Consider the following 12,428-nt stretch of genomic DNA (forward strand, 5'->3'; position numbering starts at 1 on the left):
GAATATAGCGTCCGAACGGTCGGACGCTATAGTGGTGTGATGAGTCCCCGTCGCACCGTCGCGGAGGCCCGGCAGACCCGGGCCGGCATCGTCAGGCACGGCGTCGACGTCGCCTCCGTCGAGGGTCTCGAGGGTCTCACCATCGGCCGGCTCGCCGCCGACCTCGGCATGAGCAAGTCGGGTGTCCTGGGCCACTTCGGCGACAAGGAGACCCTCCAGCTCGCCGTCGTCGAGCTGGCCGCCGACGAGTTCTGGCGCGACGTCTGGGAGCCGGTCGCCGCCACCACGGCCGGACTGCCCCGGCTGCGCGCCGTCGCCGGCTCGTGGCTGCGCTACGTCACCTCGGACCGGCCGCCCGGCGGTTGCTTCTTCATGGCGGTGGGGCCGGAGTTCGACGACCGGCCGGGCCCGGTCCGCGACGCGATCGCCGGCGCCGCAGGACGCTGGCACCGCGAGCTGCTGCACCAGGCGCGCACCGCCGCCGTCGACGACCCGGAGCAGGTCGTGTTCGAGCTGACCGGCGTGATGCTGTCGCTGCACGCCGCACACCGCCTGCGCCGCGACCCGGCCGCCGCGACCCGCGCCGCCCGGGCGGTCGCCCGCCTCCTCGACCGCCCGTGACCGTCGCTGTCGACCGCTTGCGCCGCGACCTGGCCGCCGCGACCTGCGCCGCCCGCCTCCTCGACCGCCCGTGACCGTCGCTGTCGACCGCCCGCGCCGCGATCCGCGCCGCCGCGACCTGCGCCGGCCGGGCGGTCGCCCGCCTTCTCGACCGCCCGCGAGCGTCGCTATCGCAGGACCAGCAGGTCCAGCGTGTCGACGACCGGTCCGGGCTCGGTCGCGGCGGCCTCGCGCATCCGTGCCAGGCCCGCGTCGTAGGCCTCGTCGCTGATGAGCTTCAGCGGGGTGTGCGCGTCGCGGCGCAGCATCGCCACCGCCTCCGGCAACGACGCCGCGGTCGTCTGGGCGACCCGCTCAAGGGCCACGGTGCCGAACCCGGCGGCGGCGAACGCCGCCTCGACGTCCCCGACGCTGGGGTAGGTGTCCAGCACGGCCGCGGTCTCCGGGAAGAACCGGACCAGGCCGATCCCGTCGTGCCGCCCGGCGAACACCGACCGGATGAGCACCGGTGCACCCGGCCGCACGACCCGGCGCAGCTCGTGCGCGGCGGCCACCAGGTCCGGCACGTGATGGATCACCGTCGACATCCACACGGCGTCGACAACCCCGTCGACCACGGGCACCCGCGCGGCGTGCCCGGCGATGACCGGCAGGTACACCGATCGGGCCCGCATCGCCGCGGACGGCTCCACCGCCAGCACCTCCACGCCGTGGAACCAGGCGGTGAAGGCCCGGGCCCAGCTGCCCGTGCCGGAGCCCAGGTCCAGCAGCCGCTGCCCCGGATGCGGGTCGAGGTGCCGCCCCACCGCCTCCCGCCAGGCGCCCAGCCCTTCCCCACTCAGATGCCGGTTCGTCTCGAACGCCGCGGCGTCCCCCTCGTCGTACGCGATACGAGCCATCCCCCGACCCAACGCCCCGGCGGCCACCTGGACAAGCGGACGTGCGTCGACTCACAGCCGGGCGGGCCTGTTAGCGTGCGACGCATGCCGCCGAGGTTCCTGGTGTTCGACCTGTTCCACACGCTGGTCGACGGCGCCGACGGCGAACGGGACCGGGTCGTCGCCGAGATGGCCGGGATGATCGGGGTCGACGCGGGGGCGTTGCTGCGGGCGTACCACGACACCTGGGACGAGCGGCTCACGCACTGGAGCGTCGAGGAGACGATCCGCATCCTCGCCGGTCGCCTGGGGGCCACCCCGTCCGGCGAAGCGGTGGCCCGCGCCGCCGCGCGCCGCCGGGCGCTCGCGCGGCGCGTCCTGGACGCCGTGGCCCCGGCGACCCTCGCGACCCTCGACGCGCTGCGGGCCTGCGGCTCCGCCTCGCCCTGGTGAGCAACGCGACCGCGGAGGCCGCCGAGGCGTGGCCCGCGTGCGCGCTGGCGTCCCGGTTCGACGTCGCCGTGTTCTCCAGCGTCCTGGGCATCGGCAAGCCCGACCCGCGCATCTACCTCGCCGCCGCCGAGGCCCTCGGCGCCGCCCCGGCCGACTGCGTGTTCGTCGGCGACGGCGCCGACGGCGAGCTGGCCGGCGCCGCGGCGGTCGGCATGCGGGTGGTGCGCACCGTGGAGCACAAGGACACCGACCCGACCTGGCCCGGCCCGGTCATCCAGGCCCTGCACGACCTCGACGACTGCCCGGTGTAGACGGGCGCAGCGAGCACGGCGGTGACGTTGCTGTTCACGAGGGCCGGCGGCAGGTGACGGCCTGCCCGCCTGGCGTGTGGCGCAGTCCGACGCGGTCGAGGCCGACCGGCACAGGACAGAGCGCCCCGTGCCGCCCCGGGACTGTCGCCGCAGGGACTGCCGGGTGAAAGGATCGCCCGCATGACGAGCCTTCCCCAGCCGGCGGACCTGGCGTCGCTGGTCCTGCGGACCGACTTCACCGACGAGGCCGCATGGGCGGCGGTGAAGGCGGCCGTCGACGCCGAGGCCGTCGGCGCCACGTTCGTCAGCGACGCCGCCTACGACGGGGTGAGCATCCAGGCGCTCGTGGCCGCCGACGCCGTGGCGGAGGAGGACGAGCAGGTCGGATACCTGTTCGTCGCGGACGCGACCACGATGCGCGACGAGGAGCGGCCGCTGCTCGCGGTCGACCTGTGGAACGAGCCCGGGCGCACGTTCCGGGTGCCGGCGCGCTGGTATCCGGACGTGTCGGCGAACCTCAGCATCGGGAACATGGACTTCGAGGAGTTCGCCGACGCCGTCGGCGAGGACGGCGCGTACCGCGGCTTCGGCGACGAGGACGACTAATAGCGGAACATGCCCACGAGGTCCGTCAGCTCGCCGGACATGCGGGCGAGCTCGGTGGTGGCCTGCTCGGACTCGGTGACGCCCGCGCTGGTCAGGCGGGCGGCCTCGGCGACGCCGGTGATGTTCTGCGCGATCTCGCCGGTGCCGGCGGCGGCCTCGGTGACGCTGCGGCTCATCTCCGACGTCGTCGCGGTCTGCTCCTCCACGGCGGAGGCGATGGTGGTCTGGAAGTCGCTGATGCGGGCGATGACCGCCGACACCTGCTCGATCGCGGAGACCGCGCCGCTGGTGTCGGCCTGGATCGCCTGGACCCGCCGGGAGATGTCCTCGGTGGCCCGGGCCGTCTCCTGCGCCAGGTCCTTCACCTCGGACGCGACGACCGCGAAGCCCTTGCCGGCCTCGCCCGCGCGGGCCGCCTCGATGGTCGCGTTCAGGGCGAGGAGGTTCGTCTGCTCGGCGATCGACGTGATCACCTTGATGACGTTGCCGATCTCGGCGGAGGAGTCGCCGAGCCGGCTCATCGTCGCCGACGTCTGCTCGGTGATCTGCACCGCCTCGGTCGCGACCCGGGCCGCCTCGCTGGCGTTCTGCGCGATCTCGCGGATCGACGCGCCCATCTGCTCGCTGCCGGCCGACACCGTGTCGACGCTGCGGGAGACCTCCTCGGCGGCCGCGGCGACGGTCTGCGCCTGGGTCGAGGTCTCCTCCGCCGACGAGGCGATCCGGGTCGCCACGCCCGACATCCGCTCCGAGGCGCCGGCGAGGCGGGTCGCGGACCCGTCGATCGTCGACACCGTCTGCCGCAGCCGGGTCGTGGCGGTGTCCAGGGCGAGACCCATCTGGCCCGGCTCGTCGCGGGACGTGAGCCCGGTCGTGCGGGTCAGGTCGCCGTCGGCGAGGCCCTCGCACACCACCTTGACGCGGTTCAGCGAGCGCACGATGCCGCGGGCCACCAGCAGGCCCAGCGCGAGCGCGCCGAGCAGGCCGATGCTGAGCAGCAGGATCGCCGCGGTTCTGCTGGACTCGTAGGAGTCGCGGGCCGACCTGGCCGAGGTCGCGGCGGCGGCCGCCTCCGACTGCTCCAGGCTGTCCAGGTCCTTGTTGATCGTCGCGAACACCGGCGCGACCTGGTCGGTGCGGACCTTCTGCCAGGCGGCGAGGTCACCCTTCGTGGCGTTGGGCAGCTGCACGGTCTGCGCGATCCGCACGTACTCCGCCCACGCCGCCTCCAGGTCGTCGACGACCGCGATGTCGCCGGCCGGCCCGCTGCGGCGGTATTGCTCCAGCGCCGCGTCGAACGCCTGGAGGTCGGCCGTGAACGCCTGCACGAACTGCTCCTGGGTGCCGGCGCTGCCGGTGGCGGCGGCGTGGTTGGCGAGGTCGACGCGGGCCAGCGTCGCCGTCGCCCGGACGTTGCCGACGGCGCCGGTGCTCATGACGTTGTTGCTGTAGATCTGCTGGGCGGCGTCGCTGGCCTCGCCCAGCGCCGCCATCGACAGCACACCGTTGACGAGCGCCACCAGCACCGCGATGAGCACGGCGGCGACGATCCTGACGTTCACACTGAGATCACGCAGAGCCACGACTCCACGGTAGGGATGTGACCGTCACCGTGGACGAGAGTTCCTCATATTCGCGTCAGGATCGGCCGCCGTACCGGATTCAGGGCGTCGGCAGCGCGACGGCCTTGCCGGTGGGGGTCTGGTAGTAGAGGACCGAGCGGCCCGAGCGGCGTCTCGTGATGAGGCCGGCGTCGAGCAGGATCCGCAGGTGGCCGCCGACGGAGCCGAGGCCGGCGCCGGTCAGCGCGACCAGCTGCGTGGTGCTCAGCGGCGTGGCGAGCAGGGTCAGGACGGTGGCGCGCAGCGGGCCGAGCAGCCGGGCGAGCGCGTCCGGCGGGGCGGCGCCGGTCGGGGTGGCGAGCCAGCCCGTGCACGGATAGATGATCGAGTACGACCTGGGCGGCTCCTCCCAGCCGACCCAGCCGCGGGCCGCGGTCGTCGGGATGAGCAGCAGGTCGGCGTCGCTGATGTCCATCGGCGCGTAGTCGTAGGTGTTGATCTGCAGCCGGCCGTCGCCGAGCCAGCGCATGCCGGGGCGCATCCCGTCCAGGACCGCGGCCCAGCCGCCGGTGCTGAGCCGGTCGGTGCGCGACACGATGTCGGCCTCGAAGACCCGGCGCAGCCGTGACCAGCCCGGCCGCACCAGCTGCGACCACACCCATTCGACGAGGTCGGCGGCCCGATCGGTGAAGCCGTCGGCGAGCAGCACGTCGGGCAGCGCGCCGTCGAGGCCGAGGTGCGCGCGGGCGGTGGCGTCCGGGGTGCGGCGCAGCCGGGCCAGCTCCGTGGAGAACGTCTCGCCCGGCGTGTGCGGCGGTGTGACCAGGAAGTCGGCGATCCAGCCGGGTCGGATCGCCGCGTGCAGGAACGGTCGCACGAACGGGTCGCCGGAATAGCGGGCCTCGAAGGCGGGGCGGTGCGCGGCGAGCCACTCCCGCTGCGGCGCGGACCGGGCGTGCTGGCCGCCCAGCGCGGACAGGCAGGCGACGGTCTCGGCGAGCGGCGACACCACGAACCGGCTGCGGGCCAGCACGTCGGTGCCGATCTGCCAGAACCCCACGTTTCGCCTCCACCCGAAACTTTACCGCGGGCCGGTACCGGCGCCGCAGGATGCCGATCATGCGAACGTATCGGCAACTCTTCCGCACGCCGGAGTTCACCGCCCTGTTCGGGACCGTGTCGGGGCAGGTGGCGGCGGGGACGGTGGCGGGCATCGGGCTCGGCACGCTCGTCTACGCGGCCACCGACTCGCCGCTGCTGTCGGCGCTGAGCATGTTCGGCGCGTCGTTCGCCCAGCTGGTCGGCGCGGCGACGGTGCTGTCGTGGGCGGACCGGCTGCCGCCCCGGGCCGCGCTGACCGGGCTCGCCGTGTTCGCGGCGCTGACGACCGCCGTCCTGGCGGTGCCGGGGCTGCCGATCGCGGCCCTGTTCGCCGTCATCTTCGCCCAGGGCCTCGCCGCCTCGGTCGGTGGTGGCGTCCGGTACGGGCTGCTCGCCGAGATCCTCCCCGCCGAGGGCTACATCCTGGGCCGGTCGCTGCTGAACATGTCCATCGGTGCGATGCAGATCGGCGGGTTCGCCGTCGGCGGTGCCCTCGTCGCCGCCGTGTCCCCGCGCGGCGCGCTGCTCGTCGGGGCGGGCCTGCAGGTGCTGTCCGCGCTCGTGGCCCGCTTCGGGCTGAGCGCCCGGCCGCCGCGCGCCACGGACCGGGCGTCGGTGCGGGCGACCTGGCGCGGCAACCGGCAGGTGTGGCAGCCCGGCGTGTACATCGCGATGTGGGTGCCCAACGGGCTGATCGTCGGCTGCGAGGCGCTGTTCGTGCCGTACTCGCCGGCCGCGGCCAGCGTGCTGTTCGTCACCGCCGCCATCGGCATGCTCGCCGGTGACGCGATCGCCGGCCGGTTCGTGCCGCCACGGCTGCGGTTCCGGCTCAGCGGGCCGCTGCGGTGGCTGCTCGCCGCGCCGTACCTGCTGTTCTTCCTCGAACCGTCGCTGCCCGTCGCGGCGGCGCTGGCGGGGATCGCTTCCGTCGGGTACGGCGCGACGCTGCTGTTGCAGGACCGGCTCCTGGCAACGACCCCGGAACCGTTGCACGGCCAGGCACTCGGCCTGTTCGGCTCGGGGCTGCTCGCCATGCAGGCGGTCGGCGCGACGCTCGGCGGGCTCATCGCGCAGTGGGTGGCGCCGGGCACCGCGATGGGCATCCTCGCGGTCGGCTCGCTGCTGGTGTCCGCGGCCCTGTTCACGGCCCGCGTTGCACCGCGCCGCCGCGCGGTGGAACTGCAACCGGTGGCGCTGTGACCCGGGCGGGCACCCGTCTCGCGGGTGCCCGCCGTCGATCAGGCCAGTGCCAGGCTCGCGCGCCGGCGCTCGCTGTCCTTGTCCAGGACGCGGACCGTCACGGCGGCACCGACCTGCAGGCCGGTCACGCCGTGCAGCAGGCCGTCGACGCCGTCGGCGAACCGGACGAACGTGCCGAACGGCACCACGCCGGACACCTCACCGACGAGGACGTCGCCGATGCTGCAGTCTTCGAAGCGGGACATGCGATCACCTCCTTCCTCAGCAGGCTCCGCTCAAGCGGGCGGGCGGTGCGGAAGGAGTGGCGGGCCACGGGCCCGCCGGCAGCTCAACGAACTGCCGGATGCCTTGTCTGTGCACGGCACATGGCCGACCCGGCAGTCACCGCTGCACCGTAGCCGCTACGCGGGGCGGTCGGCAAGGACCCAGCGGCCCCGGCCCGCTCGCCGGGGGAGAAGGCCCCCTCAGCCCACGCCCGACAGGAATGGTTACCGTGGACCGTCGCGGGTGGACTGTCCGGGCAGCCGGTGCCGTCCTTGCCGAGCGCGGCGAGGCGGTGCATGAACTCGTCGGCCTCGTCGTCGCCGACGAACGCGTGCGCCGCCTCCGGGTTCACCTGCTGCAGCATGCGGCTACCGGGTCAGGGCGACGGTCACCGGGCCGCCGGCGGGGTCGGCGGCCGCGACGAGGCCGAACGGGACGCGGAACACCCGCCCCGGCGCGGCCGGCCACGGCAGGCGGGTGGCGCCGATCCGGCGGCCGTCCTGCACGGCGACGACCCGGGGCAGGGCACGGAACTCGTCGCACCACAGTTGCAGCCGGCCGCGCACCGGCGCGGGACCGCCCGGCCGGACGAGCTGCGGCGCGATCCAGCGCAGCGGCGCCTCACACCGCAGCTCGACGTGCGCGTCGCCGGCCGCGGGTGTACCGGTGCCGGACAGGTGGGCCAGGACGGCGGGCGCGACGTGCACGCCGTCGAGGGCGGCGAGGTCGGCGGTGTCGACGGGGTGCAGGAGGTTGCCGGCCGCGAACACCCCCGGCCGGCTGGTCGCCAGGGCGGTGTCGACGCGGGGGCCGAGGGTGCCGGGGTCCAGGACGAGCCCGCCGGTGCGGGCCAGCTCATGGTCGGGGATCCAGTCGCCGGTAAGGACGACGGTGTCGCACGGCACCCGGTGGCGGCGCCCCGTGCGCAGGTCCTCGACGTCGACGGACGTCACCCGGCCGTGGCCGTTGACGGCGACGATACGGGTGCGGGTCAGGACCGGGACGCCGAGCGCGACCCGGCCGGCGAACCGGAGCGTCGCGTGCGCGCCGGCGGTGGTCATCAGCACGGGCCGGCAGCCGGCGTGGCGCAGCGTGAGGACCGCCGACCAGCTGACCAGCTCGGCGCCGACGATGACCGCCCGGCTCCCGACGTCGCGGTGGTGCAGGTGGACCAGCTGCTGCAGCTGCCCGGTGGTGTGGACGCCGGCGGGCCGGTCGCCGGGGATGTGCCGGGCCGGGCAGGGCCGTTCGCGGGCGCCGGTCGCGAGCACGACCGCCTCGGCCTCCACGACGCGCCGTCCCCGGGGCGAGGTGACCTCCAGGGCGTGGTCGCCGGCCCAGCCCGTGACCATCGCCCCGGTCTCCAGGCGGGCGCCGGCGGCCCGCGCGGCGGCGGTGAGGCGGCGGGCGTACTCGGGGCCGGAGACGAAGCGGTGCAGGTCGCGGATGCCGTACCCGAGGTGGTCGCTGTGCCGGGGGATGCCGCCCGTCTCCGCCTCCCGCTCGATGACCAGGACCCCGTCGCCGAGGCGGCGGGCCAGCGCCGCGGCGGCGGTGAGCCCGGCCGGCCCGCCACCGACGACCGCGACCCGGACGCGTTCGTTCATGCGGTGCCGCCCCGGGTCTCGACGAGGTCGTGGAGCTGTGCGCCGCAGTAGAAGCCCTGGCAGCGGCCGTTCATCGCGCGGGTACGGCGGCGCAGCCCGTCCAGGCCGGCGGGCGGGATGGGGGAGCGGTAGGCGTCGCGGATCTCGCCGCTGGTGACCCGCTCGCAGAAGCACACGATCCGGCCGTACTCCGGGTCCGCGTCGATCGCCGCGGCGTCCTGGTACGGCCGGATCCCGGCCTCGCCGAGGTTCGGCATCCGTGGCGGGTCCGGCAGGTCCGCGCGGGGCGTCAGGTCCAGCGTGCCGTCCAGCAGCCCGCCGACATGCTCGGCGATCGCCATCCCCGCGGTCAGCCCGGTGGAGCGGATGCCGCCGACGAGCACGTACCGGCGGCCGGCGTCCACGTCGATGAGGTAGTCGTCGCGGTCGATCGCGGCGCGCAGCCCGGCGTAGGTCGCGGTGACCTCCTCCTCCAGCAGGCGCGGCATCAGCTCCCGGCCGCGGTCCAGCAGGAACGCCAGGCCCTGCTCCGACGTGCCGGTCGCGGTGCGGTCGCGCAGGTCCTCGGCGGTCGGGCCGAGCATGACGTTGCCGTAGATGGTGGGGCTGACGAGCACGCCCTTGCCGGCCTTCGACGGCACCGGCAGCACGATGCACGGCACCAGCGGGCGGGCCAGCTTGTCGAACACGAACAGCTCACCGCGGCGCGGCGTCACCGTGAACCGTTCGTGGCCGAACAACCCGTCGAGGGTGTCGGCGCCCAGGCCCGCGGCGTTGATGACCCAGCGGGCGGTGACGTCGCCGCCGGTGCCCGTGAGGCGGGTGACGTGCGGGCCGATCCCGGCGGCGGTGATCCGGTGGCCGCGCAGCAGCGTCACCCCACGGTTGACCGCGTCGGTGGCCAGGGCGAGGTTCGTCGTCCACGTGCACGTGATCGACTCCCCGGGCACCGTCAGGCCGCCGAGCGCGCCGGGGCCGAGGGCGGGCACCCGCCGGTAGACCTCGGCCGCGTCGACGAGCTCGCAGCGGGTGTACCCGTTGCGCTCCGCCTTGTCCCGCAACGCCGGCAGTGTCCGCTGCTGCTCATCCGTCCACGCGACCAGCAGCGCGCCGGTGCGCTCGACCGGGATGCCGGTGGCCGCCGCATAGTCGCCGAGCATGGTGTACCCGCGGGCGACCAGCCGCGCCTCCAGGGTGCCGGGCGTCGCGTCGAACCCGGTGTGCAGGATCGCCGTGTTCGCCTTGCTGGTGCCGTCGCCGACGTCGTCGCGGGCCTCGATGAGCGCGACGGACAGCGACGTGCCGCCGAGCAGCCGGGCGATCGCGGCCCCGACGATGCCCGCGCCGACGACGGCGACGTCGAAGTCGGCGCTCATGCGGTGGTCAGGGTCGAGGTCAGCGTCGCGGCGACCGCGGCGTGCCAGCGGCCGAGGTGCTCGGCGGCGCGGTCCGCGGACCATTCGGGTTCGTACGTCGCCACCGGCCGCCACCCGCCGGTGACGCCGGCGACGGTGAGCGCCGGGTCGAGGGCGAGCGCGGCACAGGCGGCGGCGCCGAGCGGGGTCGCGTGCGGCGACGGGTACACGTCCACCGGCAGCTGCGCCAGGTCGGCCTGGGCCTGCATCAGCACCCGCGAGCGGGTCAGCCCGCCGTCGACCCGCAGCCGGGTCAGCGGCGTGCCGAGGTCGTCGCCGACCAGCGCGGCCAGGGCGGCGACCTGCGCCGCGACGCCTTCCAGGACGGCCCGCACGAGGTGGCCGCGGCCGGTGCTGAGCGTCATCCCGCTCAGCGACGCGGTCGCGCCCGAGTCCCACCACGGCGCGGCGAGCCCGGCGAGGGCCGGCACGCAGAGCACGCCGTCGCTGCCCGCCGCGGCGACGGTGTCGAGCTGGTCGGCGCCGTCGATGAGGCCGAGGTCGGTGAGCCAGCGGACCGCGGACGCGGCCGTGTACACCTGCCCGTCGACGCAGTAGTCGACGGCGTCGCGCAGCCGCCAGGCGATGGACGTCGACAGCCCGGACCGCGACCGGACGGCGGCCCCGCCGAGCTGGGCGAGCAGGAACGCGCCGGTGCCGTAGGTGCACTTCGCGGTCCCGGCCGTCAGGCACGACTCGGCGAGCAGCGCCGCCTGCTGGTCGACGATGAGGCCGGTCACCGGCACGTCGCCGCCGAACGCGCCGGTGGTGCCGACGACGGCGTCGCTGGCCACGATGTCCGGCAGCGGTTCGGCGCCGAGACCGAACACGTCCAGCAGCCCCCCGTGCCACCCGCCGGAGTCGAGGTCCAGCAGCAGCGACCGGCTGGCCGTCGAGGCATCGGTGACGAACGCGCCGCACAGCCGGTGCACCAGCCACGTGTCGGTGGTGGTGACGACACCGTCGGTCGTGAGGTTGTCGCGGATCCAGCGCATCTTCGGCGCGGAGAAGTACGGGTCGAGGACCAGCCCGGTCAGCGCGGCCACCCGTGCGGCGGACGCGGACCGCGCGGCGCAGACCGCCTCGGCGCGGCGGTCCTGCCAGACGACCGCCGGGGTCAGCGGCGCGCCGGTGGCCCGGTCCCACGCGAGGACCGTCTCGCCCTGGTTGGCCAGGGCGACCGCCGCCGGGGTACCCCGGCGGCGGCGACGGCACGGCGGCCGGCGGTGAGCACGGAGTCCAGCAGCGCCAGGGGGTCCTGCTCGACGGCGCCGCCGGGCAGGTAGCTGGGCCGCAGCGGCTCCTCGGCGATGGCGAGGACCGCCCCGTCCGCGCCGGCGACGATGGCCTTGGTGCCCGAGGTGCCCTGGTCGATCGCGAGAATGTGCATGTCCACCGTCGCCTCCTCGACGGTGTATACCAGTTCGACCTTGCGCCACCGTCACGACGCGGCCGCCCGCCGTGCGTGGCCACGTCGCGTGACCGGGTGGTCGCCGGCCGCGCCGTACCCCCGTGGCGAAGGTGAACAACAGATGTTGCGGGCGTGAACTCCGCCTGCCGCTCTGCCTCGCGGGGTCGGACGGGTCCTACCGTCGTGCGTATGACCACCATGGTGCGGCCCCGGGTCGACGTCGCCGCCGCGCGGGACCTCGCCGAGGCCCTGCTCACGGACCTGCCGCAGCGGTGGGCGCACACCGCGGGCGTGGCCGGCCGCGCCGCCGAGCTGTGCGCCACGATGTCCCCCGCCGACCGCGACCGGGTCGTGACCGCCGCGTGGCTGCACGACATCGGCTACGCCGAGCCCGTCCGTGACACCGGCTTCCACCCGCTGGACGGCGCCCGGTTCCTGCGCCGCGCGGGCTGGGCCGCCCGGATCAGCGCCCTGGTCGCGCACCACTCGGGCGCGTGCTACGTCGCCGAGGTCCGCGGCCTGCGGCACGAGCTGGCGCAGTTCCCCCGCGAGCTGTCGCCGGTCGCCGACGCGCTGACCTACGCCGACCAGACCGTCGGCCCCGACGGTGCCCGCGTCGACGTGCGCGCCCGGATGGCGGAGATGCTGGCCCGGCACGGGTCCGCGTCGGACAACGCCCGCGTCCACCACCTGCGAGCCCCCGACATCCTCGCCGCCGCCGAGCGGGTCGAGCACCGCCTGCGTCTGGCCCGCCTCGCGGCGTGAACTCGGCGGCGAAGCGGCGCTGAAACTCGGCGGCGAAGCGGCGCTGAAACTCGGCGGCGAAGCGGCGCCCGGCACGGCCGCCGTCGTGGCCGTGAGCGCAACCACGTCAACGGCGCGCGCCGCGTGAGCAAGGCCGCGTCGCATGGGTACAGCCGTGCCACGGCGCGCCCCGTGCCGCGCCGTGACGACGGCCGTGCGCCCTGACGACCGCGGGTCCGCTCCGGCCGTGAGGGC

Annotated in this window: 15 protein-coding genes; 6 read left to right on the forward strand and 9 right to left on the reverse strand. The window is 75.2% G+C overall.

Going from position 1 to position 12,428, the window contains the following annotated elements; genetic code table 11:
* The first annotated feature begins 39 nt into the window (after positions 1–39).
* The gene (locus OHA72_RS33010) at positions 40–621 is read left to right on the forward strand and encodes a TetR/AcrR family transcriptional regulator (RefSeq protein ID WP_326999942.1); all 582 of its coding nucleotides are present in this window, start codon (positions 40–42) and stop codon (positions 619–621) included.
* A 167-nt stretch (positions 622–788) separates the two neighbouring features.
* On the opposite strand, the gene OHA72_RS33015 is transcribed toward OHA72_RS33010, so the two are convergent.
* Positions 789–1,520, reverse strand: coding sequence for a class I SAM-dependent methyltransferase (locus OHA72_RS33015; protein WP_326999943.1), 732 nt, complete (start codon positions 1,518–1,520; stop codon positions 789–791).
* 84 nt (positions 1,521–1,604) lie between these two features.
* On the opposite strand from OHA72_RS33015, the gene OHA72_RS33020 reads away from it, so the two are divergent.
* The 3 genes from OHA72_RS33020 to OHA72_RS33030 all read left to right on the forward strand — a co-directional run bounded on the left by OHA72_RS33020 (position 1,605) and on the right by OHA72_RS33030 (position 2,869).
* On the forward strand, positions 1,605–1,952 hold the full coding sequence (locus tag OHA72_RS33020; protein ID WP_326999944.1) for an HAD family hydrolase: 348 nt from the start codon (positions 1,605–1,607) through the stop codon (positions 1,950–1,952).
* Complete coding sequence (locus OHA72_RS33025; RefSeq protein ID WP_326999945.1) at positions 1,949–2,263, forward strand: HAD family hydrolase; 315 nt, start codon at positions 1,949–1,951, stop codon at positions 2,261–2,263. The genes OHA72_RS33020 and OHA72_RS33025 overlap by 4 nt, the downstream gene beginning before the upstream one ends.
* A gap of 180 nt (positions 2,264–2,443) precedes the next feature.
* On the forward strand, positions 2,444–2,869 hold the full coding sequence (locus OHA72_RS33030; RefSeq protein WP_326999946.1) for a DUF6924 domain-containing protein: 426 nt from the start codon (positions 2,444–2,446) through the stop codon (positions 2,867–2,869).
* On the opposite strand, the gene OHA72_RS33035 is transcribed toward OHA72_RS33030, so the two are convergent.
* Together OHA72_RS33035 and OHA72_RS33040 are read right to left on the reverse strand one after the other, a co-directional pair.
* Positions 2,866–4,452 (reverse strand): methyl-accepting chemotaxis protein, encoded by a 1,587-nt coding sequence (locus tag OHA72_RS33035; RefSeq protein WP_326999947.1) that lies wholly within the window; start codon positions 4,450–4,452, stop codon positions 2,866–2,868. The genes OHA72_RS33030 and OHA72_RS33035 overlap by 4 nt on opposite strands.
* 79 nt (positions 4,453–4,531) lie before the next feature.
* The gene (locus tag OHA72_RS33040; RefSeq protein WP_326999948.1) at positions 4,532–5,491 is read right to left on the reverse strand and encodes an ArsR/SmtB family transcription factor; all 960 of its coding nucleotides are present in this window, start codon (positions 5,489–5,491) and stop codon (positions 4,532–4,534) included.
* A gap of 59 nt (positions 5,492–5,550) precedes the next feature.
* Between OHA72_RS33040 and OHA72_RS33045 the strand changes: the two genes are divergently transcribed.
* Positions 5,551–6,732: an MFS transporter gene (locus OHA72_RS33045; protein ID WP_326999949.1), complete on the forward strand. Its 1,182-nt coding sequence runs from the start codon at positions 5,551–5,553 to the stop codon at positions 6,730–6,732.
* A gap of 38 nt (positions 6,733–6,770) precedes the next feature.
* Here the strand turns inward: OHA72_RS33045 and OHA72_RS33050 are convergent, their stop codons facing one another.
* The 6 genes from OHA72_RS33050 to OHA72_RS33075 all read right to left on the reverse strand — a co-directional run bounded on the left by OHA72_RS33050 (position 6,771) and on the right by OHA72_RS33075 (position 11,414).
* Complete coding sequence (locus tag OHA72_RS33050) at positions 6,771–6,977, reverse strand: S1 RNA-binding domain-containing protein (RefSeq protein ID WP_326999950.1); 207 nt, start codon at positions 6,975–6,977, stop codon at positions 6,771–6,773.
* Positions 6,978–7,060: 83 nt separating this feature from the next.
* Complete coding sequence (locus OHA72_RS33055; RefSeq protein WP_326999951.1) at positions 7,061–7,360, reverse strand: hypothetical protein; 300 nt, start codon at positions 7,358–7,360, stop codon at positions 7,061–7,063.
* A 4-nt stretch (positions 7,361–7,364) separates the two neighbouring features.
* A complete protein-coding gene (locus OHA72_RS33060; RefSeq protein ID WP_326999952.1) occupies positions 7,365–8,603 on the reverse strand; it encodes an NAD(P)/FAD-dependent oxidoreductase in 1,239 nt (412 codons plus the stop codon).
* Positions 8,600–9,979: an NAD(P)/FAD-dependent oxidoreductase gene (locus tag OHA72_RS33065; protein WP_326999953.1), complete on the reverse strand. Its 1,380-nt coding sequence runs from the start codon at positions 9,977–9,979 to the stop codon at positions 8,600–8,602. The genes OHA72_RS33060 and OHA72_RS33065 overlap by 4 nt, the downstream gene beginning before the upstream one ends.
* Positions 9,976–11,193 carry an FGGY family carbohydrate kinase gene (locus tag OHA72_RS33070; protein WP_327011721.1) on the reverse strand — a complete coding sequence of 406 codons (1,218 nt, stop codon included), beginning with the start codon at positions 11,191–11,193 and terminating at the stop codon, positions 9,976–9,978. Before OHA72_RS33070 ends, OHA72_RS33065 begins: the two co-directional genes overlap by 4 nt.
* Entirely contained in the window at positions 11,136–11,414 is a 279-nt protein-coding gene (locus OHA72_RS33075; RefSeq protein WP_327011966.1) for an FGGY family carbohydrate kinase, read from the reverse strand. Before OHA72_RS33075 ends, OHA72_RS33070 begins: the two co-directional genes overlap by 58 nt.
* Before the next feature lie 204 nt (positions 11,415–11,618).
* Here OHA72_RS33075 and OHA72_RS33080 point away from each other — a divergent pair, with 204 nt between their 5' ends.
* Positions 11,619–12,194 carry an HD domain-containing protein gene (locus OHA72_RS33080; protein WP_326999954.1) on the forward strand — a complete coding sequence of 192 codons (576 nt, stop codon included), beginning with the start codon at positions 11,619–11,621 and terminating at the stop codon, positions 12,192–12,194.
* The last annotated feature ends 234 nt before the right edge of the window (positions 12,195–12,428 follow it).

This window comes from Dactylosporangium sp. NBC_01737 (genome assembly GCF_035963215.1).
In the GTDB taxonomy this organism is placed as follows: Bacteria; Actinomycetota; Actinomycetes; order Mycobacteriales; family Micromonosporaceae; genus Dactylosporangium.

Bases quoted from the DNA above. Each gene is read 5' to 3' on its own strand.
- OHA72_RS33045 (WP_326999949.1), top strand. From the start codon at position 5,551: ATGCGAACGTATCGGCAACTCTTCCGCACGCCGGAGTTCACCGCCCTG.
- OHA72_RS33020 (WP_326999944.1), top strand. From the start codon at position 1,605: ATGCCGCCGAGGTTCCTGGTGTTCGACCTGTTCCACACGCTGGTCGAC.
- OHA72_RS33060 (WP_326999952.1), bottom strand. From the start codon at position 8,603: ATGAACGAACGCGTCCGGGTCGCGGTCGTCGGTGGCGGGCCGGCCGGG.
- OHA72_RS33015 (WP_326999943.1), bottom strand. From the start codon at position 1,520: ATGGCTCGTATCGCGTACGACGAGGGGGACGCCGCGGCGTTCGAGACG.
- OHA72_RS33010 (WP_326999942.1), top strand. From the start codon at position 40: ATGAGTCCCCGTCGCACCGTCGCGGAGGCCCGGCAGACCCGGGCCGGC.
- OHA72_RS33030 (WP_326999946.1), top strand. From the start codon at position 2,444: ATGACGAGCCTTCCCCAGCCGGCGGACCTGGCGTCGCTGGTCCTGCGG.
- OHA72_RS33050 (WP_326999950.1), bottom strand. From the start codon at position 6,977: ATGTCCCGCTTCGAAGACTGCAGCATCGGCGACGTCCTCGTCGGTGAG.
- OHA72_RS33055 (WP_326999951.1), bottom strand. From the start codon at position 7,360: ATGCTGCAGCAGGTGAACCCGGAGGCGGCGCACGCGTTCGTCGGCGAC.
- OHA72_RS33080 (WP_326999954.1), top strand. From the start codon at position 11,619: ATGACCACCATGGTGCGGCCCCGGGTCGACGTCGCCGCCGCGCGGGAC.
- OHA72_RS33065 (WP_326999953.1), bottom strand. From the start codon at position 9,979: ATGAGCGCCGACTTCGACGTCGCCGTCGTCGGCGCGGGCATCGTCGGG.